This window comes from Pseudomonas sp. NPDC077649 (genome assembly GCF_044542855.1).
Lineage (GTDB): Bacteria > Pseudomonadota > Gammaproteobacteria > Pseudomonadales > Pseudomonadaceae > Aquipseudomonas.
On record NZ_JBITVF010000010.1, the window covers coordinates 63,717 to 83,277 of the forward strand.

Annotated in this window: 15 protein-coding genes; 12 read left to right on the forward strand and 3 right to left on the reverse strand. The window is 68.3% G+C overall.

What is annotated here, in order from left to right:
• Nucleotides 1-58 precede the first annotated feature (58 nt).
• From tssJ to tagQ, 11 genes are all read left to right on the forward strand, one after another.
• On the forward strand, nt 59-526 hold the full coding sequence (gene tssJ / locus ACIGFL_RS22580; protein ID WP_031303386.1) for a type VI secretion system lipoprotein TssJ: 468 nt from the start codon (nt 59-61) through the stop codon (nt 524-526).
• A gap of 20 nt (nt 527-546) precedes the next feature.
• Nucleotides 547-1,881, forward strand: coding sequence for a type VI secretion system baseplate subunit TssK (tssK, locus tag ACIGFL_RS22585; protein ID WP_031303387.1), 1,335 nt, complete (start codon nt 547-549; stop codon nt 1,879-1,881).
• Between the two features lie 6 nt (nt 1,882-1,887).
• Nucleotides 1,888-3,249: a DotU family type VI secretion system protein gene (locus ACIGFL_RS22590; RefSeq protein ID WP_122107896.1), complete on the forward strand. Its 1,362-nt coding sequence runs from the start codon at nt 1,888-1,890 to the stop codon at nt 3,247-3,249.
• Complete coding sequence (gene tssM, locus ACIGFL_RS22595) at nt 3,246-6,761, forward strand: type VI secretion system membrane subunit TssM (RefSeq protein ID WP_397498648.1); 3,516 nt, start codon at nt 3,246-3,248, stop codon at nt 6,759-6,761. Before ACIGFL_RS22590 ends, tssM begins: the two co-directional genes overlap by 4 nt.
• Nucleotides 6,758-7,447 (forward strand): type VI secretion system-associated protein TagF, encoded by a 690-nt coding sequence (gene tagF, locus ACIGFL_RS22600; protein ID WP_021443434.1) that lies wholly within the window; start codon nt 6,758-6,760, stop codon nt 7,445-7,447. Before tssM ends, tagF begins: the two co-directional genes overlap by 4 nt.
• Nucleotides 7,447-8,175 carry a PP2C family serine/threonine-protein phosphatase gene (locus ACIGFL_RS22605; protein WP_021443435.1) on the forward strand — a complete coding sequence of 243 codons (729 nt, stop codon included), beginning with the start codon at nt 7,447-7,449 and terminating at the stop codon, nt 8,173-8,175. Before tagF ends, ACIGFL_RS22605 begins: the two co-directional genes overlap by 1 nt.
• Nucleotides 8,176-8,190: 15 nt before the next feature.
• Entirely contained in the window at nt 8,191-11,247 is a 3,057-nt protein-coding gene (locus ACIGFL_RS22610; protein WP_397498650.1) for a protein kinase, read from the forward strand.
• Entirely contained in the window at nt 11,247-11,951 is a 705-nt protein-coding gene (locus ACIGFL_RS22615; protein WP_397498651.1) for an ABC transporter ATP-binding protein, read from the forward strand. The genes ACIGFL_RS22610 and ACIGFL_RS22615 overlap by 1 nt, the downstream gene beginning before the upstream one ends.
• Entirely contained in the window at nt 11,951-13,144 is a 1,194-nt protein-coding gene (locus ACIGFL_RS22620) for an ABC transporter permease (RefSeq protein WP_397498652.1), read from the forward strand. Before ACIGFL_RS22615 ends, ACIGFL_RS22620 begins: the two co-directional genes overlap by 1 nt.
• Nucleotides 13,137-14,963 carry an SUMF1/EgtB/PvdO family nonheme iron enzyme gene (locus ACIGFL_RS22625; RefSeq protein WP_397498653.1) on the forward strand — a complete coding sequence of 609 codons (1,827 nt, stop codon included), beginning with the start codon at nt 13,137-13,139 and terminating at the stop codon, nt 14,961-14,963. The genes ACIGFL_RS22620 and ACIGFL_RS22625 overlap by 8 nt, the downstream gene beginning before the upstream one ends.
• An 88-nt stretch (nt 14,964-15,051) precedes the next feature.
• Nucleotides 15,052-15,951 carry a type VI secretion system-associated lipoprotein TagQ gene (gene tagQ, locus ACIGFL_RS22630; RefSeq protein WP_397498654.1) on the forward strand — a complete coding sequence of 300 codons (900 nt, stop codon included), beginning with the start codon at nt 15,052-15,054 and terminating at the stop codon, nt 15,949-15,951.
• 248 nt (nt 15,952-16,199) lie between these two features.
• On the opposite strand, the gene ACIGFL_RS22635 is transcribed toward tagQ, so the two are convergent.
• Genes ACIGFL_RS22635 through ACIGFL_RS22645 form a run of 3 tightly spaced genes read right to left on the reverse strand, consistent with a single transcriptional unit; the run spans nt 16,200 to nt 18,371 of the window.
• Nucleotides 16,200-16,904, reverse strand: coding sequence for a glutamine amidotransferase (locus ACIGFL_RS22635; RefSeq protein ID WP_397498655.1), 705 nt, complete (start codon nt 16,902-16,904; stop codon nt 16,200-16,202).
• On the reverse strand, nt 16,901-17,929 hold the full coding sequence (locus ACIGFL_RS22640) for a homoserine dehydrogenase (protein WP_397498656.1): 1,029 nt from the start codon (nt 17,927-17,929) through the stop codon (nt 16,901-16,903). Before ACIGFL_RS22640 ends, ACIGFL_RS22635 begins: the two co-directional genes overlap by 4 nt.
• Nucleotides 17,930-17,948: 19 nt before the next feature.
• On the reverse strand, nt 17,949-18,371 hold the full coding sequence (locus ACIGFL_RS22645) for a VOC family protein (protein WP_397498657.1): 423 nt from the start codon (nt 18,369-18,371) through the stop codon (nt 17,949-17,951).
• A 104-nt stretch (nt 18,372-18,475) separates the two neighbouring features.
• On the opposite strand from ACIGFL_RS22645, the gene ACIGFL_RS22650 reads away from it, so the two are divergent.
• Nucleotides 18,476-19,345, forward strand: a complete 870-nt coding sequence (locus tag ACIGFL_RS22650; protein WP_397498658.1) for a LysR family transcriptional regulator — start codon at nt 18,476-18,478, stop codon at nt 19,343-19,345.
• Nucleotides 19,346-19,561: the final 216 nt, after the last annotated feature.

The following is a 19,561-nucleotide window of genomic DNA, read 5'->3' on the forward strand; positions in this document are numbered from 1 at the left end:
GGAGCGGCGGGCTGTTAATTCTGAATTGAAATAATAAAACTTCTAGAGGACGCCAAAGATGCCAAGGATATTGTGGGGAGTGCTGGCACTGTTGCTGACCGCCTGCGCATCGGAGCCGCCACCGCCTGCGCCCACCGTGGTGCGTCTGCAGATCCAGGCCTCGGCCGACCTCAATCCTGCGCCGGGCGGGCAGCCGGCACCGGTGCGGGTACGCCTGTACGAACTGAAGAGCGGGGCGGTGTTCAGCCGGGCCGACTACTTCTCCCTGGTCGAGTCGGCCAACGCCACCCTGAGCAGCGATCTGGTGGCCCAGGACGAGTTGCTGATCCAGCCCGGCGAGCAACTGATCCTCGACCGCACCCTGGACGAACAGAGCCGTCTGCTCGGTTTTGTGGTCGCCTTCCGCGACCTGGACGACTCGGTGTGGCGGCAGCTGGTCAACATCCCGCCGCACCAGACCAGCGTGCTCAACGTCAGCCTCAGCGCGCGCGCGGTCAGCGCCGTGCCCGCGCCGCCGACCAAATAAACCACTCGGGAGATTCGCTCATGTCCTGGAATAACCGAGTGGTGTGGTCCGAGGGGATGTTCCTGCGCCCGCAACACCTGCAACAGCATGACCGTTATCTGGAAACCCTGGTCGACAGCCGCTGCCGGCCAATGTTCGCCGGCGGCTGGGGGTTCTCCGAACTGCAGCTGGACACGGCGCTGCTGACCCAGGGCAAGCTGGCCATTCTCGGCGCCCGCGGCGTGCTGCCCGACGGCACGCCGTTCGACATTCCCGGCGACGACGTGGCGCCGACGCCGCTGATCGTCGACCCGCAGATGCGCGACCAGCTGATCTACCTCGGCCTGCCGCTCAAGCGCGCCGGCACCCGCGACACCGTGGAGGAGGGCGAAGCCCTTGGCGGCGCTCGCTACGTCAGCCAGGTGCGCGAGGTGCGCGACGACAACGCGCCGTTCGAGAGTCGCGCGCCGCTGGCCATCGGCGGCAAGGCACTGCGCCTGCTCACCGAGCGCGACGGCCTCGGCGAGTACGCCTGCATCGGCGTGGTGCGGGTGGTGGAAAAACGCGCCGACAATGCCTTGCTGCTCGACGAGAACTACATCCCGCCATTGCTGGACGTCGCCGCCTCGCCGCCGCTGGCGGCCTTTCGCAGCGAACTGCAGGGCCTGCTGCACCAGCGTGGCGAGGCGCTGGCGGGCAGGGTGGTGGCCTCCGGCGCCGGCGGCGCCTCGGAGATCGCCGATTTCCTGCTGCTGCAGCTGGTCAACCGCGCTGAGCCGCTGATCAGCCACCTGGCCCGGCTCAGCCCGCTGCACCCGGAGGCCTTCTACCGCGAGGCGGTGGCGCTGGCCGGCGAATTCGCCACCTTTTCCAGTAGCGGCCGGCGCCCGGCCGAGTACCCGGCCTACGAGCACGACGACCTGGCGGCCAGTTTCGCCCCGGTGATCCGCGAGCTGCGCCAGGCACTGTCGATGGTCATCGACAGCCGCGCCACGCCGATCCCGATAGTCGAGAAATCCTACGGCGTGCACGTGGCCATGCTGGCCGACAAGAACCTGCTGCAGGGCGCCAGCTTCGTCCTGGTGGTGCGCGCCGACGTGCCGGCGGAAAACCTGCGCAGCCTGTTCCCGCAGCAGGCCAAGGTCGGCTCGGTGGAACACATCCGCGACCTGGTCAACCTGCAGCTGCCGGGCATCGCCTTGCTGCCGATGCCGGTGGCGCCACGGCAGATTCCCTATCACGCCGGCTCCAGCTACTTCGAGCTGGATCGCGGCAGCGACCATTGGAAGCAGTTGGCCAACTCGGGGGGCTTCGCCTTCCATATCGCCGGCCAGTTCCCCGGTTTGAACCTGGCCTTCTGGGCCATCCGAGGATAGTTCGCCATGCATCCGATCGACGATCCCTTCGGCGGCCCACCCGGCAACGGTGGCGGCGGCTCGGGCGGCGGCAGCGACCGCACCATGATCATGCCGCGCCCCGGTGGCCGGGCACCTGAGCCGCCCGGCGGGCAGCCTCGCCCGGCGCCCGCAGCCGGGCCAGCCCCGGCCATGCCTGGCGCGCCCTTGCCCAGCAGCCTGGCCCAGGGCCTCAACCCGCTGGAGCGCGCGGCGGCACCGCTGCTGGCGTTGCTGACGCGGCTGCGCAACACCATTTCCCACCCGATGCCGGCCAGCCTGCGCGCGCAGCTGCTGGCCTATCTGCGCCAGTTCGAGGAACAGGCCAAGGGCGCCGGCGTGCCGCAGGACGAGGTGATGCTCAGCCGCTACGTGCTCTGTACCGCGCTGGACGAAGCGGTGCTCAGCACGCCCTGGGGCAGCGGCAGCGACTGGGGCAAGCAGAGCCTGCTGATCACCCTGCACAACGAGGCCTGGGGCGGCGAGAAGGTGTTCCAGCTGCTCGAGCATTGCCTGCAAAACGCCCGGCAGAAGCTGAACCTTCTCGAGCTGCTGTATCTGTGCCTGTGCCTGGGTTTCGAGGGCCGCTACCGGGTGATGAACGACGGCCGCAGCCAGCTCGAAGCCCTGCGCGAGCGCACCGCGGCGACCATCCGCAGTGTGCGCGGCGAGTTCGAGCGCGAGCTGTCGCCGCGTTGGCGCGGGGTCAGCGCGGTGCGCGATCGGCTGTCGCAGTTCGTCCCACCCTGGGTCGGCGCGGCCATCTGCCTGGCGCTGCTGCTGCTCTTGCTGTTCGGCTTGCGCCTGAAGCTGGCCAGTGACGCCGAGCCGGTGTTTCGCAACATCCATGCCCTGGGCGAGATCCCGGTGCAGACCATCGATCGCCCGCCGCTGCAGCCCAAGCTGATCGAGCGGCCGCGCCTGGCGCGTTTTCTCGAAGAGGACATCCGCGCCCAGCGCGTCGCCGTGGAGGACGCGGTGGATCGCTCGGTGGTGACCATCCGCGGCGACGAGCTGTTCGCCTCCGGCAGCGCCAGCATTTCCGACGCCCTGCAGCCGCTGTTGCTGCGCATCGCCGAGGCCATCCGCCAGGTCAAGGGCAACGTGCTGGTCACCGGCCACAGCGACGACCGGCCCATCGCCACCCTGCGTTATCCCTCCAACTGGAAGCTGTCGCAGGACCGCGCGCAGCAGGTCATGGATGTGCTGGCTGCGCGCAGCGGCCAGCCCGAGCGCTTCACCGCCGAAGGGCGCAGCGACACCGAGCCGGTGGCCTCCAACGAGACCGCCGCCGGCCGCGCGCGCAATCGCCGGGTGGAGATCACCGTATTCGCGGAGGGCAACCTGTGAAGGCCTTCTTCAATTTCTGCGTGCGCTGGCTGGTGCCGCTGCTCGGCCTGCTTGCCCTGAGCCTGGTGATCTGGTTCGTCGGCCCGCTGATCGCCATCGGCAGCTACGAGCCGCTGGCCTCGGCGACGGTGCGCTGGATCCTCATCGCGCTGCTGTTCCTGACCTGGATCGGCTTTCGCGTCCTGCGCCTGATCCAGGCCCGGCGCAACGCCGCCAAGGTCATGCAGGGGCTGGTGGCAGTGGCGCCGGATGCCGCCAGCGTGGCCACCGCCGAGGAGCTGGCGACCCTCAAGCAGCGCATGGACGAAGCCCTGCAGCTGCTGAAGAAGGCCAAGCTCGGCGGCCAGGAGCGGCGCAACCTCTATGAGCTGCCCTGGTACGTGATCATCGGCCCGCCCGGTTCGGGCAAGACCACTGCGCTGGTCAATTCCGGGCTCAACTTCCCACTGGCCGAGCACATGGGCGGCGGCGCCATCCGCGGCGTCGGCGGCACGCGCAACTGCGATTGGTGGTTCACCGACGAGGCGGTGCTGCTGGACACCGCCGGCCGCTACACCACCCAGGACAGCCACGCCGAGGTGGACAAGGCTGCCTGGCTGGGCTTTCTCGATCTGCTGAAGAGCCAGCGCAAGCGCCGTCCCATCGACGGCGCCTTCATCGCCATCAGCCTGTCCGACCTGCTGCTCGGTAGCGAGAGCGAGCGCGCCGCCCATGCCCGCGCCATCAAGGCGCGCGTGCAGGAGCTGTATGCCCAGCTCGGCGTGCGTTTCCCGATCTACGTGATGCTGACCAAGTTCGACCTGGTGCCGGGCTTCATGGAGTTCTTCGACGGCCTCAGCAAGGAGGAGCGCGGCCAGGTCTGGGGCTGTACCTTCGCCCTGGACGACGGCAAGAGCGGGGAAGGGCCCTTGGCCGGCTTCAGGCAGGAGTTCGCCGCCCTGGAGGAGCGCCTGACCCAGCGCCTGGTCGAGCGCCTGCAGCAGGAGCGCGACCCCAACCGGCGCGACCTGATCTACGGCTTCCCGCAGCAGTTCGCCGCCCTGCGCGACAACCTCGCCAGCTTCCTCGACGGCGTGTTCAAACCCAATCCCTATGAAGAGCGGGTGCTGCTGCGCGGCGTCTATTTCACCAGCGGCACCCAGGAAGGCAGCCCCATCGACCGCCTGATCGGCGCCATGGCGCAGAGCATGAACCTGGATCGTCAGCAGCTGGCGCGGCAGACCGGCACCGGGCGCAGCTACTTCATCGAGCGGCTGTTCCGCGAGGTGGCCTTCGGCGAGCGCGGGCTGGTCGGCGCCAACCCCAAGGTGGAGCGTCGGCGCAAGTGGATCACCCGTGGCGCCCTGGCCGCCTCGGTGCTGCTGTTCGTCGCGGTCGCCGGCGTCTGGCTGGCCAGCTACAACGCCAACCAGGCCTATATCGCCGAGGTCGACGCCCGCGTGGCGCCGCTCAAGGGCCAGCTGGAGGCCCTGAGCCCGGCGCAGCGCGAGGTGCTGGCGGTGCTGCCGCTGCTCAACGCCATTCGCCACGTGGCAGACAATCCGCCGTCCTGGGCCGAGGGCTTCGGCCTGTACCAGGGCGACATGCTCGGCGCCGAGGCCAGCAGCGTCTACCGCAAGCTGCTGATCGCGGTGATGGCGCCGCGGTTGCTGACCCGCATCGAGGAACAGCTGCGCAGCGGCGGCAACTCCGACTTCCTCTACGAAGGGCTCAAGGCCTACCTGATGCTGGCCAGCGCCGAGCAGTACGACGCGGACTTCATCAAGGCCTGGATCAACCTGGACTGGGACCAGAGCCTGCCGCGCGACCTGGCCCCCGAACAGCGCCTGGCGCTCGCTGAGCACCTCGATGCGCTGTTCGCGCGCAAGCCACCACCGGCGCGCCTGGACGAAAACCTGATCGAGGACCTGCGCCGTCAGCTGCAGCAGATGTCGGTGGCGCAGCGGGTGTACAACCGAGTCAAGCGGCAACCGCTGCCCGACGGCCTGGCGGATTTTCGTATCAGCGAAGCGGCCGGGCGCGACGCGGCCCTGGTGTTCACCCGCAAGAGCGGCAAGCCGCTGAACGATCCGCTCAGCGGCTTCTACACCTACCGCGGCTATCGCCAGGTGTTCATGGTCGCCAGCCTCAGCCAGTCCGGCGCACTGGCCGAGGAACAGTGGGTATTGGGCCGGCCGCTGAGCGACAACCAGGACGCCGCCAGCCTGGCCCTGGAGGTGCGCAACCTGTACTTCCAGGACTTCCTCGGCCAGTGGGAAAGCCTGCTCGGCGATGTCGATTTCGTCGCCATCACCAGCGTCGCCCAGGCCGCCGACGTGATGCGCGTGCTGTCCGGGCCCAATTCGCCGCTCAAGCAACTGCTCGAGGCGGTGGCGCGGGAGACCGACCTGCAGCAGGAAGACCGCCTGCTCGCCGACAAGCTCAAGGCCGCCGACGGCACGGTGGACAAGCTCAAGCAGCAGCTCGGCTCGCTGGTCGGGCAGACGCCGCAGAACCAGGCACAGGCCGCGCCGCAGGTGGACCCGATCACCGCCCGTTTCAACGAGCTGAACAGCCTGGTGCGCAAGCCCGAGGGCAGCAACAGCGCGCCCATCGACGACCTGCTGGCCCAGTTCAACGAGCTCTACGTGCAGCTCAGCGCCATGAGCGGCGCCAGCGGTGATGCCCTGCTGGGCGAGGCGAAGAATCAGGCGGTGGCCTCGGCGCAGCGGGTCAAGCTGGCCGGCGAACGCCAGCCGCCGCTGGTGCAGAACCTGGTCAACTCGGTGGTCAACGCCACCACCAACAGCATGATGGGCGGTATCCGCAGCCAGCTCAACGCGGCCTGGGTGGCCGAGGTGGTCAACGTCTATCGCCAGTCGCTGGCCGGCCGCTACCCGCTGGACAGCGGCAGCACGCGCGACGCCACCCTGGAGGATTTCGGCAACTTCTTCGGCGTCGGCGGGGTGATGGACAGCTACTTCCGCAAATACCTGCAGCCCTACGTCGACACCTCGGCGACCACCTGGCGCTGGCAGCCGGGGGCGGCCGAACGCTTAGGCATAGGCGGCGGCGTGCTGCAAACCTTCCAGCGCGCGGCGGCGATCCGCGATGCCTTCTTCCGCTCCGGCGGCGTGCAGCCCACCGTGCGTTTCGAGCTCAAGCCGGTGGCCATGGACGCGGCGATCAGCCAGTTCATCCTCGATCTGGACGGCCAGCAGATGACCTACGACCACGGCCCCAGCCGGCCGGTGGCCATGCAGTGGCCGAGCCCCAACAGCCTGGGCGTGGTGCGCCTGTCAATCACCCCGCCGACCAGCGCCGGCCGCTCCGGCCTGACCCTGGACGGGCCCTGGGCCTGGTTCCGCCTGCTGGAACAGTCCGACCTGACCCCGGGCGCCTCGCCGGACCGTTTCACCCTACGCCTGCGCGTGGACAACGCCAGCGTGGCCTGCGAACTGCGCGCCAGCAGCGCCTTCAACCCGTTCAAGAGCCGCGTGCTGACCGGCTTCAGCCTGCCGGAGCGGCTATGACGGCGGGCTTTTACGGCAAGCTGGCCAGTCGCGGCGACTTTCTTCACCGCGGCCTGCCGAGCAGCTTTATCGAGCCCTGGGACGCCTGGCTGGCCAGCGGTATTGCCACCAGCCAGCAGGAGCTGGGCCCGGCCTGGCTGGATGCCTACCTGGTCAGCCCGCTGTGGCGCTTCGCCCTGGCCCCGGGCCTGATCGGCAACGAGGCGGTCACCGGGGTGATGATGCCCAGCGTCGACCGGGTCGGCCGCTACTTCCCGCTGACCGTCGCCTGCCTGCTGGACGCCGACGCCGACCTGGGTTCGCTGCTCGGCGGCCCGGACGCCTGGTACGAGCAGGTCGAGAACCTGCTGCTGGCGACGCTGGAGGAGGGCAGCGAGTTCGAGGCCTTCGAGGCGGCGGTGGCCGCCCTCGACACGCCGTCCTACGGCCGGCGCATGCCGCGCACGCCGGGGTTTCGGCAGATGCATTTCTGCGTGGCCAGCCCGGGCGAGCGCCTGGCCGTGCTGGCCCAGCTCACCTGCGAAGGCGCCAGTCTATGGTGGGGGCGCGGCTCGGAGCATGTCGCCGCCGGCCTGCTGTGCTGCGCCGGGATGCCGGCCGCGCAGGCGTTCAGCGGCCTGCTGCTGGGGGCGGACGTCTCGCCTGCGCCCGGCCTGGCCGCGCAGTTGCAGAGCGAGGGCCGATGATGAGCGCAGCCGCAGTGGAGCAGTACCAGTCCGCCAGCCACAGCCATGTCGGCATGGTCCGCCAGGTCAACGAGGACGCCTGCCTGGACGCCCAGGAGGTCGGCCTGTGGGCGGTGGCCGACGGCATGGGCGGCCACGCCGCCGGCGATTTCGTCAGCAGCCTGATCGTCGACAGCCTGCGCCGGGTGGCGCCGGCGCAGCGGCTCGATGACTATGTGCAGGCGCTGCGCGACAGCCTCGACGAGGTCAACCAGGCGGTGCGCGAGGAGGCCCGGCGCCGCGGCGTGAGCATGATGGGCAGCACCCTGGTGCTGCTGGTCGCCCGCGGCAGCCAGGCCGCCTGCCTGTGGGCCGGCGACAGCCGCCTGTACCGCCTGCGCGACGGCGCGCTGCAGGCCATCAGCCACGACCACAGCTACGTGCAGGAACTGATCGACAGCAGCCTGCTCAGCGAGGCCGAGGCGCGCGAACACCCCATGGGCAATATCGTCACCCGCGCCGTCGGCGCCCAGGAGCGCCTGGAACTGGCCGAGGTGCAGCTCGAGGTGCTGCCCGGCGACTGCTTCCTGCTGTGCAGCGACGGCCTGACCCGCACCGTGGAGGAACACGAGCTGCAGGAGGTGCTCGGCCACGTCGCCCCCTACGAGATGGTGCGCAGCCTGGTGCACCTGGGCCTGACCCGCGGCGCGCCGGACAACATCACCGCCATTGTCGTCAAAGCCTATTGAAGGACGCAGTAATTCATGGATATCGACATCCCCGGGTACGAGATCGAGCGCGAGCTGGGCGACGGCGCCATGGCCGTGGTCTACCTGGCGACCCAGCGCTCGCTGGAGCGCAAGGTGGCGCTCAAGGTGATGGCCGCGGCGCTGGCCGCCGACCCCAGCTTCTGCGAGCGCTTCCTGCGCGAGGGCAAGACCCTGGCGCGGCTGTCCCACCCCAATACTGTGACCATCCACGACATCGGCAACGTCGGCAGCCATTACTACATGGCCATGGAGTACCTGCCCAATGGCACGCTGAAGGAGCGCATCGCCGCCGGGCTGAGCGCCGAGCAAGGCATCCAGTACCTGCGCCAGATCGCCTCGGCGCTCGGCTATGCCCATGCCCAGGGCCTGGTGCACCGCGACGTCAAGCCGGCCAACATCCTGTTTCGCGCCGACGGTACCGCGGTGCTGTCGGACTTCGGCATCGCCAAGTCGCTGGAAGATCGCACCCAGTTCACCCAGGCCGGCTTCGCCGTCGGCACGCCCAGCTACATGAGCCCGGAGCAGGCGCGCGGCCAGCAGGTCGACGGCCGCGCCGACCTCTATGCGCTGGGCGTGGTGCTCTACGAGATTCTCACCGGCCAGCTGCCCTATGTCGGCGCCGACTCGTTGTCCACCGCGCTGGCCCACCTGACTCAGCCGCTGCCTGAGCTGCCGATTGCCCAGGGCCGCTACCAGCCGATTCTGTCGCGCCTGCTGGCCAAGGACCCGGCCGATCGCTACCCCGATGCCGCCGCGCTGATCCAGGCGCTGGACGCGCTATCCGCCAGCCCGGCCCCCGCAAATGGCGGCGACAGCGACGCTACCCAGTTCCGCCCGTTGGGCCTGCCGGAAACCCCGGCGCAGCGCTCCGGCGCGGCCGATCTCGGCGGCCTGCAGGCGGTCTCCGTCAACATGCCGCCGGCGCAGGCCGAGCCGCCGCCACGCCAGGCCGACGAGCGTCCCACCCGCGTGCCGCCGACGAAACCGAGCCCGCCGCCCGAACCTTCGCGCAGCCCCATGCTGGCCATAGTCGCGCTGGCCCTGGTCGGCCTGCTGGTGCTGGCCGGCGGCGGTTACTGGTTGTTCAGTGGTTCGCCCAAGCCGCCACAGGAGCAGGCGCAGAGCGATCCGCCGCCTGAGAAGACGAAGCCGCCGGTGGCGAACGACGGCACGCCGGGCGCGCTGGCCAGCGACGGCGGCGAGCGTCCCTTGCTGATGCCGGGCAAGAAGAGCCTGTTCCAGCGCGTGCTGAGCAAACCCGAGGCGCGTCTGGCCAGCCAGCCCGGCGAGGCGGGGCAGGGCAGCGAGCTGCCGGCCTTCTCGGTGCTCTACGTCTACCGTCGCCAGGAGCACGGCGGGCAGACCTGGCTGGAGGTCGGCGCCTCCAGCGACGGCACGCGCGAGGGCTGGCTGGCGGCCGCCGACGTCAGCGACTGGAAGCAGAGCCTGGTGCTGAAGTTCACCGAGCGTTCCGGGCGCTCGCCGGTGATGTTTCTCGACAGCCGCAGCGCGGTGGAACAGTACCTGGCCGATCCGGCGCAGGCGCGCACGGCGCTGCACCAGGCGCAGTTCGAAGAGCGCGTGGCGCCGCAGATCGTCGCCCTGGAGCCGGCGGCCAGCGCCATCCCGCAGGAGCAGTTCTACCTGCTGCCGATCTTCGAGTCGCACGAGACCTTCGACGGCAACGGCGCGCCGGTGCAGCTGCTGAACGTGGCGTCGATCGATCCGGGCGACGCCGAACGGGTGGTCGGCGATGGCAGTCCGCGCATCCAGCACGACAAGTTCCGCACCGGCATCGTCCTGGTGGTCGACACCTCGGTGTCGATGCAGCCCTATATCGACCGGGTGGCGCAGGTGGTCGACGAACTGCACCGGCAGATCGCCAGCCGCGGCGACCTGGACAGCGTCAGCTTCGGCCTGGTGGGTTTTCGCAGCAACGTCGACAAGACCCCGGGGCTGGAATACGTCAGCCGCACCCTGGTGAGCCTGGAGGAGGGCAGCGATCCGCAGCGCTTCGCCGAACTGGCGCGCCAGGTACGCGCCACCAACGTCTCCAGCCATGCCTTCAACGAGGACGCCTTCGCCGGGGTGATGGAGGCGGTCGAGGGCATGGACTGGACGCCCTACAGCGGCCGGCTGATCCTGCTGGTCACCGATGCCGGCGCGCTGCGCAAGAACGACCCACTGAGCCGCACCCAGATGAACGAGGCCGAGGTGCGCGAGGCGGCGTTGCGCAAGCAGATCAAGGTCTACGCCCTGCACCTGCGCACTCCGGTCGGCCGCGACAACCACGGCTTCGCCGAGCAGCAATACCGCAGCCTGACCGCCGACGCCAACCCGCAGATCGGCGACCTGTACATCCCGGTGGCCGATGGCGCGGTGGAGAAGTTCGGGCAGACTGTGAAGGAAATCGGACTGATCTTCGCCGAACTGGTGAACAAGGTGGCGAACAACCAGGTGCAGGCGCCGAATCAGCATCAATCGATCCGCAGCATTGCGGCGAAGACCTCGGCCATCGGCTACGCCATGCAGATGGATTTTCTCGGCCGCCGCGCCGCCGCCCAGGCACCGCAGCTGGTCACCGCCTGGACCGCCGACCACGACCTGACCAACCCCTCGCTGCCGGCCTTCCAGGTCTGCGTGCTGCTGACCAAGCTGCAGCTCAACGACCTGCAGCAGTCGCTCAAGCTGATCGTCGACGCGGCGCGGCGCACCCAGTCCTCGCCCAAGGATTTCTTCCAGGAGATCGCCAGCGCCAGCGCCTACATGAGTCGCGACCCCAGCGGCCTGAGCCAGGGCCGCAACCTGGCCGAGTCCGGCATCCTCGGCGAGTACCTGGAAGGGCTGCCGTACCGCAGCAAGTCGCTGAACATGACCCAGGAGCTGTGGCTGTCGCTCAGCGTCGCCGAACAGCAGGACTACATCGACGAGCTGGAGTCGAAGATCCGCCTGTACGAGACCTTCCATAACGACATCGCCCACTGGGTACGCTTCGGCGATGCGCAACCGGGCGACGCGCTGTACCGCGTGCCGCTGGCGACGCTGCCCTGATGCTGCGCCTGCGCGACATCGGCAAGAGCCGCCCGGGCTACCGCCTGCAGGTGCCGCGCCTGGACCTGCGCCCTGGCCAGCGCCTGGCCCTGGTCGGGCCCAGCGGCAGCGGCAAGAGCACCTTGCTCGACCTGCTGGCCCTGGTGCTCAGCCCGGATCCGGGCGGCACCCTGGAATTCACCCGCGACGGGCGCAGCACCGACATCGCCGGGCTCTGGCGCCACGACCGCCAGGATCAGCTGGCTGAGCTGCGCAGCCGGCTGATGGGCTACGTGCTGCAGACCGGCGGGCTGCTCGGCTTTCTCGACGTGCGCAGCAATATCGGCCTGTCGCGGGCCTTGCTCGGCCTGCCCGACGATGCCACGGTGCAGCGCCTGGCCGAGCGCCTGGAAATCGCCGACCAGCTCGACAAACTGCCGGCCGCGCTGTCGGTGGGCCAGCGCCAGCGCGTCAGCATCGCCCGCGCCCTGGCCCATGGCCCGGCCCTGGTGCTGGCCGACGAACCCACCGCCTCGCTCGACCCGCTCAACGCCGAGCGGGTCATGCAGCTGCTGGTGGAGCGGGCGCAGGAGCAGGGCGCCTGCATCCTCATCGCCACCCACGACGAGACTCTGGCGCGCCGCGTCGGCCTCGACCTGCAGCGCCTGGCGGTCGAGCGCGACGGCCAGGGCGGGGTGCTCGCCACCCTGCGGGAGGCCGGCTGATGCGCCTGGGGCTGATGGGCCGACTGGCCTGGCATGACTACCGCCGCGAAGGGCGGCTGTCGGCCTGCGCGGTGCTGGCCCTGGTCGCCGTATTGGCGCCCTTGCTGGTGCTGTTCGGTCTCAAGTTCGGCCTGATCAGCACCCTGACCGAACGCCTGGAGCGCGATCCCGGCATTCGCGAGGTGATCCCGCTGGGCGGCGGCCGCTTCGGCAATGAGGCCATCGCCGAACTGCGCGCGCGGGCCGACGTGGCCTTCGTCGTGCCGCGTACCCGGCAGATCGCCGCCACCGCCGAACTGTCCGCCGGCGCCGGCAGCCTCACCGTGGAGATGATTCCCACCGCGCCGGGCGACCCGCTGTTGCCGCAGCAGGGTCAGCCCCTGGCGCTGGACGCCGTGGTGCTCAGCCAGCGTGCGGCAGAGAAACTCGGCGTCGCCGCCGGCGACGAACTGCAGGCCGCCTTCGGCCGCCAGGTCGGCGGGCGCAGCGAATTCCAGCGCACCCGTCTGCGCGTGCAGGCGGTGCTGCCGCTCAGCGCCTTCGCCCGCGACGCGCTGTTCGCCGACCTGCGCCTGCTGGAGGCGGCCGAGGACTATCGCGACGGCCTCGCTGTGCCGGCGTTCGGCTGGCCGGGTCTGCAGGATGCCCGCGACGCGCGGGTCTACCCGGGCTTTCGCCTGTACGCCGCCGATTTGGACAGCGTCGAGGCGCTGCGCCGCCACTTCGCCAGCCGCAACCTGGAGGTGGCGACCCAGGCCGACACCATCGCCCAGGTGCGCTCGCTCAGCCGCAACCTGACCCTGGTGTTCTGGATCATCGCCTGCCTGGCCCTGGGCGGCGCCTTCGCCGCGATGACCGCCAGCGCCCTGGCCGCGGTGGAGCGCAAGCGCCGCGCGCTGTCGGTGCTGCGCCTGCTGGGTTTCTCGTCTTCCGCGCTGGTCGCCTTCGTGGTGCTGCAGGCGCTCTATACCGGATTGTTCAGCACCCTGCTGGCCTGGGCGCTGTATGCCGGTGCGGAACTCGGCCTGAACCAGCTGTTCCAGCACAGCCCGGGCGAATACGCCTGCCGCCTGCTGGCCGGGCATTACCTGCTGGCCCTGTTGGTCACCCTGTTGTGCAGCAGCCTGGCGGCCGCTTCCGGCGGCTGGCGGGCGGCGCGAATCGAAGCTTCTGAAGGATTGCGCGATGTCTAGATGTCAGTGGCCTCTGCTGTTGCCCGCGTTGTTGGTGCTCGGCTGCTCCGAGGGTGAACAGGCCAAGCCCGTTGCCGCCAAGGTCGGGGCGGCGCAGGAAGCTGCGCCGAGCGCGGTGAGCGTGGCGGAAGCGCCAGTCGAGGCGCCGCCGCCCAGTGCCGCCGCGGTACCCGCGCCGGCGCCAGGCAGCCCGGCCGACTACAACCCCAAGCCGCTGGAAGACGACGTCAGCCTGCCGCTGCCCTGCGGCGGCGAGATGGTCTTCCGCCACGTCTATATCCTCGCCCGCGGCACCCTGGACGACCGCGAGATCAGCCTCGGCTACCCCTTCAGCGAGGACGAGCCGGGCTACCAGCAGTCCTTCATCTCCGGCTACCGGCGCGATTTCATCAACGGCCAGTTCGTCGTCGAGGACCTGCCCGAGGACTGGCGATCGCGCATCGCCCCGACCCTGCCGATCCGCCAGGACGACGAGCTGCTCAAGCCCATGCTGTATTTCGTCGGCAAGTACGAGGTCACCGAGCGCCAGTACCAGCAGGTGATGGATCAGGCGCCGGCCCTGGTCGAAGGTGGCGAGGAGGTCTGCACGCCGGTCGCCGGCGGGGTGATGGCGCGCCGGCCCAAGGTCAATCTGTCGCGCTTCGAGGCCGAGCGCTTCGCCGCGGTGTACAGCGCCTGGCTGCTCAGGCACCACCGCGAACGCCTGCCGATCAGCGGCCGCGGCGAGAGCCTGGAAGACGGCGGCGTCGGCTTCGTGCGCCTGCCCACCGAGGTGGAATGGGAGTTCGCCGCCCGCGGCGGCCATGCAGTCAGCCGTCAGGAGCTGGAGGCGCGGTTGTTTCCACGGCGCGAGGAGGGCGTCGACGGCGATGGCCCCTTGGCCGACTGGGCGGTGTTCACCCAGGTCGCCGGCGGCACGGGGCAGGGCGCGCGGCTGCTGCCGGTGGGCAGCAAGAAGCCCAACCCGCTGGGGCTGCACGACGTGATCGGCAATGCCGCCGAGATGGTCCACGATCCCTTCCAGATGGTTCACGCCGGGCGCCGCCAGGGCACCTACGGCGGTTTCGTGGTCAAGGGCGGCAACTACCTGGAAGGCGAGCTGACCCTGTTCACCGGCATGCGCCGCGAATACCCCTCGTTCGCCTCCGACGGCAGCGAACAGCGCAACGAGACCACTGGCTTTCGCGTCGCCCTGGGCGCGCTGTCTGCACCGCGCTCGCGTTATCAGGAGCTGTTCGAGCAATGGCAGAGGGAAGGGCGCCTGGCCGGCCTGACCGACGAGATCGAGGATGCCGACGACCCGACCCTGCTGCTCGACAGCATCATCGCCGGCAGCGAAGACCCGGAGCTGCAGGCGCGCCTGGCGCTGATCAACGAGGAGCTCAAGCGCAATGTCTCGCTGATCGCCCAGCAGCGCCAGGAGGCCGCGGCCAACCTGATCCAGTCCGCGGCGCTGGTGGCCGAGACGGTCAACAACTACAACATCCGCCTGACCAACCTGCAGAACAGCCTGAACCAGGCGCGCCAGGCCCAGGATCAGACCGCGGCGAAACTCTACGAGTCGGCCATAGCCAACGGCCGCAGCGCCCTGGACGGCGCGGTGAGCATCTATATCGACAACCTGGCCACCGGCACCCGCTACAGCGATGCGGTGATCCAGGCGCAGTTCCAGCGTACCCGTCAGGAGCTCGAGCGCCAGCCGGTGCTGGGCAAGAGTCTGGTGAAACGGGCTACGCTGTTTGTGAAGCATGTGGGCGAGTACCGCCTGCAACGCAAGGCTGATCCGGCGGCGATTCTCAAGGAGCTGCTGGCACCCTGACGTAGGAGAGCAGGCTGCGGGTGAGGGGCGCTGTACGCTCGAGCCGGCCCGGGATGGAATCAGACAACTCAAGCATGAGGCCAAGACCATGGAATATCCGCAGCAGATTCGCTTTCTACGCTCCTCCCTGATGTTCGCCGGCGCCTTTTCCGTCCTGTTGCTGGGCGGCTGCGCCAGCGTCGGTGGCGGGGTCAGCGCCAAGGTGGCCAAGACCACCCAGGCCAACTACTACCCGGCCTGTTACGAGCCGGTCAATCACCTGCGTGCCTCCGACGCGGCGATGCAGAAATCGGTGACCACCGGCGCGGTCACCGGCGGTCTGCTCGGCGGCCTGGCCGGCGCCCTGAGCGGTGGCGACCACGCCGGGCGCAACGCCCTGATCGGCGCCGCGGCCGGCGCCCTGGTCGGTGGCGCGGCGGGCTACTACACCGAGCGGCAGAAGCAGATCAGCGACGACCGCCAGCGCATCGCCTCCTACGGCAGCGATTTCGAGCGCAGCACCATGGACCTGGATCGCAGCATCGTCCACGCCAAGGCGGCGCAGGACTGCTACCAGCGCGAATTCGACAACCTGCGCGCCGCCCATCGCAACAAGACCATGAGCGACAGCGAAGGGCGCAGTCGCTTCGCCGAGATCCTCAGCGGCCTGAAGGAAACCAACGCCTTGCTGGCCGCCGCCGACGGCCGCACCGGCGAAGACATCGATACCTACACCCAGGCCTACGAGAAGGACCTGCAACAGGTGGGCGTCGAGCGCCAGCAGGTCGCCGTCGCCGCCAAGGTGGAAAGCGCGCCCGCGGCCAAACCGGCACCGGCGGCCAAGCCCGTGCCGCAAGAGGCGGTGGTCACCGAACAGAAGATCCAGAAAGCCAGCGCCAAGCGCAGCGAGGCGCAACAGGTCAGCAGCCGCGGCACCGGCATGATCAGCAGCGCCTGCAATAACCCCGACCTGGGCGACTGGGCGCCCGATCCCTGCACCAGCGTGTAGTGCTCACAGCCAGCTGGCGCACTGCTGGGCACCTGAGAACGCTGCAATTGCTTGAGCAGTTGCGGCGTTCTTGTGGGAGAGCCGGCACCAGCAGGAGCGAATTCTGCTCGCCTATCTCTGACGCCTGGATAGGGCTGGAGGTGAGCTGACTCGAAACTGCCCGCGTTAACGGGTTAGATGTCGATAAAGTAGCCGCATCTCCATGCCTGACGGCAGCCCTGCCACCAGGTTCGGGCTCTCTGACAGCTTCAGTATTTCAGCTTCGCCAGCCAATCGTTGAGCATGACGGTGCCGGCTTGCTCCAGCGTGCGGGCGTAACGCTTGGCATCGTGGCGCAGGGTGACGGGGTCCAGGCCCGAGGTGGCCAATTCGCTTGCATGTCCCAGTAGCCAATGTTCGAAGCGGTCGCCGCGCACCTCTGGGTGGAACTGTAGGCCGAGCAAATTGGGGCCACGGGCAAAGGCCTGATGGCGGCACAGCGGTGTCGAGGCGAGGAGCGTACAGCCCTGCGGCAGATCGAAGGTGTCACCGTGCCAGTGCAGCACGGCAACGTCGCGCAGCGCGGCGAGAGGCTGAGACTTGGCTGAAGGCGCTAGTTCGAGCGTCGACCAGCCGATTTCCTTGGCCGGCCCGGGATAGACGCGCGCACCAAGTGCAGCGGCCATCAATTGCGCGCCGAGGCAGATACCCAGCGTCGGCCGGTCGGCTGCCAGACGCGCGCGTAGCAATTGCAGCTCGTCGGCGACAAGTGGGTAGCTGTCGTGGTCGTAGACGCCGATGGGGCCGCCGAGTATCACCAGAAGGTCTGCGGCGAGTGGCTCGAGTTGGCCGAGGTCGCGTTCCGCGGCATCGATGTATTCGATCTGGTAGCCGGCAGTGCGCAGAGGCGTCTCGAAGCTGCCAAGGTCTTCGAATCCGACATGACGGATGGCGTGCAGGATGCGTCGGGTCATGCTGAATGTTCCGTAATGGAGGCGGGGCGAGCGCCCCTGGCCTGGAGAATATGTTCAAAGTCCTTCAGCGCGGCGGCGGCCGTGGCGAGCGGTTCGACGCCGCAGCCGATGGCAATGGTCTCGCCCATGGCGTCGCTGCTGATACGGATCGCCTTGTTCTTCCCGTTCACTTGGGCGAATGGGTCGGACAGCGGGTAGGTCTTGATCCCGACGCTGGCGCGGATCGTGCCGCCTACCTGGCTAAGGCTGCCGACCAGCCGCGGAACCAGGCCCTGCGACTGCCAGGCATCGATACGCTGCGCCGTAACCGAGTGGATGCCTTCGACCTCGACGTCAGACATCGTTAGGTTGGCGCCGAGGCCGAAGTTGGCCAGCAGCAGGAGTTTGCAGGCGGTATCCCATCCTTCGGTGTCGTTGCGCGTGTCCGCTTCGGCGAAGCCGCCGGCCTGCGCCTCGCGCAACGCCGCATCGAAACCGAGCCCCTGGGTGCGCATGGCATCGAGCAGGTAGTTGGTGGTGGCATTGAGAATGCCCTCTACGGCCAGCACCTTGCAGCCGGCCAGGCTGTGCTCGAGTAGGTCGAGCGTGGGCAGGGCGGCCGCGGCTGCACCGCTGAGTTTCAGCTGCGCTCCGGAGGCGCGCGCCAGTTCGCGCAGCTGCGGCCCGCTGTGAACCAGCGCGCCTTTGGAAATGACGATGCAATCCTGCCCGGCCGACAACGCCGACCGAAGGTAGGCAAGGCCCGGTCCGCCGCTGCGAAAATCGCTGGGGCCGGCTTCGATGAGCACCGATGCGCCGCTCGCGGTCACGAAATCCGGCCCTGTCAGGCCGGGCTGCAGTGCGTCCAACTGATCCGCTTGCAGACCATTGGCCTCGGCCAGGCCGGTGCGTGAGCCACACACCGCAACCAGGCGCACGTCCACGCCGTAGAACTGGCGATAGCGTTCGCGGCGTTGCAACAGCAGGTTGGCCGTGGCGCGGCCGACACCGCCGAAACCGGCGATTGCCACCTTGAGCGTTTGCATGGCTTCGATCCTTTCGCGGTCAGCGGGCGAACAGGTTGTTGATGTCGGCGAAGGCCTTCATTTCGACGGCATTGCCGCTTGGATCCTTGAAGAACATGGTCGCCTGTTCGCCCGGCTCGCCCTTGAAGCGGATATAGGGCTCGATGATGAAGTCGACGCCCGCTGCGGTAAGGCGTTCGGCGGCGGCCTGCCACTGCGCCATCGACAGCACCACACCGAAATGACGTACCGGCACGCCGTGGCCGTCTACCGCGTTCGCCGGACCGGCGCCGGCCTCACCGGGAGCCAGGTGCGCGACGATCTGGTGGCCATAGAAATTGAAGTCGATCCACTCCGGCGAGCTGCGACCCTCGCTGCAACCGAGCAGGTTGCCGTAGAAGGCGCGGGCGGCGGCTAGGTCGTCAACAGGAAAGGCCAGGTGGAAGGGGCATAGCGCAGTCATTGGAGTTCCCTCGTTGTGGGTGATGGAATCATCCTAGTCGGCGACAATGTTCATAAAAAACTATATGTTCTGATCATGAGCAAAACGAAATCTTATCAATCGCCATGATCACCGAATTACGCACCCTGATCGCCGTCGCCCGTTATGGCACCTTCAGTGCGGCGGGCGACCGGGTCGGCCTGACGCAGGCTGCGGTCAGCGGCCATATGCGGCGCCTGGAAGAAACCCTGGGTTTTACCCTGTTCGATCGCACCGGTCGCTCGGCCACGCTGAATGCCGCCGGGCTGCGCACGCTTGCCCGCGCCGAGGCGCTGGTCGCCGGTTTCGATGCATTGGGCGAGCCGAACCAGGACGAGGAGTGGGCCCGGCCGTTGGAGATCGGCGCGATTGCCTCGGTGCAGGCGACCCTCCTGACGCGCGCGTTGGTGCCGTTTCGCCGGCGCTTTGCCAACTGTCGAGTGAATCTGTCGCCAGGCGTTTCCCTGCAACTGATGGATCGAGTAGAAGCAGGGGAACTCGATCTGGCCATCCTCATCCGCCCGGCATTCGAACCGCCACGGGAACTGGAATGGACGCCGCTGGCATGCGAGAACTATGTCCTGCTGGCAGCAGGCAATGTGCCTGGCGAAGACTGGCGCTCAGTGATTCGCGAGCAGCCCTTTATTCGTTACAACCGATCCTCATTCGGTGGACGACAGGTGGAGCGGTACCTGCGCGATCACTCGATAGCACTGCAGGAATGGATAGAGGTCGATGATATCCAAGCCATGCTGTCGATGGTCGAGAACGGCCTCGGTGTGGCGGTGGTGCCGCTTACGGAAACCATCCTGCCGCTACCGGGGAGCGTTCGCGCCATCGAGCTTGGCCCAGCGCCGATCCACCGCGAAATCGGCGCCCTGTATCCCAGGATCAGCCGCTCGGCGGCCATGGCGGGCTTTATCGAATGCCTGCAGAGCGTAGGCGTGGCTCGATAAAGAAGCCGTCGCGCTCGAGGTGAACGCAACATCGACACGTCCTTCGTCAGAGGTCTTGAGAGGGGTGTGATGCCTGCTCAAAAAAGAGACTAGATTTTTCATATATAAATCAGTGACATAGCTTCGTTTCAGTTTAAAAAAAAGACAAAATTGGCGAAATAACATCTCATAGTCTATTTTTTAAATGCCGTCTGCGTTGTGACAGGCAATATCACC

Bases quoted from the DNA above. Each gene is read 5' to 3' on its own strand.
- tssJ (WP_031303386.1), top strand. From the start codon at position 59: ATGCCAAGGATATTGTGGGGAGTGCTGGCACTGTTGCTGACCGCCTGC.
- tssK (WP_031303387.1), top strand. From the start codon at position 547: ATGTCCTGGAATAACCGAGTGGTGTGGTCCGAGGGGATGTTCCTGCGC.
- ACIGFL_RS22590 (WP_122107896.1), top strand. From the start codon at position 1,888: ATGCATCCGATCGACGATCCCTTCGGCGGCCCACCCGGCAACGGTGGC.
- tagF (WP_021443434.1), top strand. From the start codon at position 6,758: ATGACGGCGGGCTTTTACGGCAAGCTGGCCAGTCGCGGCGACTTTCTT.
- ACIGFL_RS22605 (WP_021443435.1), top strand. From the start codon at position 7,447: ATGAGCGCAGCCGCAGTGGAGCAGTACCAGTCCGCCAGCCACAGCCAT.
- ACIGFL_RS22610 (WP_397498650.1), top strand. From the start codon at position 8,191: ATGGATATCGACATCCCCGGGTACGAGATCGAGCGCGAGCTGGGCGAC.
- ACIGFL_RS22615 (WP_397498651.1), top strand. From the start codon at position 11,247: ATGCTGCGCCTGCGCGACATCGGCAAGAGCCGCCCGGGCTACCGCCTG.
- ACIGFL_RS22620 (WP_397498652.1), top strand. From the start codon at position 11,951: ATGCGCCTGGGGCTGATGGGCCGACTGGCCTGGCATGACTACCGCCGC.
- ACIGFL_RS22625 (WP_397498653.1), top strand. From the start codon at position 13,137: ATGTCTAGATGTCAGTGGCCTCTGCTGTTGCCCGCGTTGTTGGTGCTC.
- tagQ (WP_397498654.1), top strand. From the start codon at position 15,052: ATGGAATATCCGCAGCAGATTCGCTTTCTACGCTCCTCCCTGATGTTC.
- ACIGFL_RS22635 (WP_397498655.1), bottom strand. From the start codon at position 16,904: ATGACCCGACGCATCCTGCACGCCATCCGTCATGTCGGATTCGAAGAC.
- ACIGFL_RS22640 (WP_397498656.1), bottom strand. From the start codon at position 17,929: ATGCAAACGCTCAAGGTGGCAATCGCCGGTTTCGGCGGTGTCGGCCGC.
- ACIGFL_RS22645 (WP_397498657.1), bottom strand. From the start codon at position 18,371: ATGACTGCGCTATGCCCCTTCCACCTGGCCTTTCCTGTTGACGACCTA.
- ACIGFL_RS22650 (WP_397498658.1), top strand. From the start codon at position 18,476: ATGATCACCGAATTACGCACCCTGATCGCCGTCGCCCGTTATGGCACC.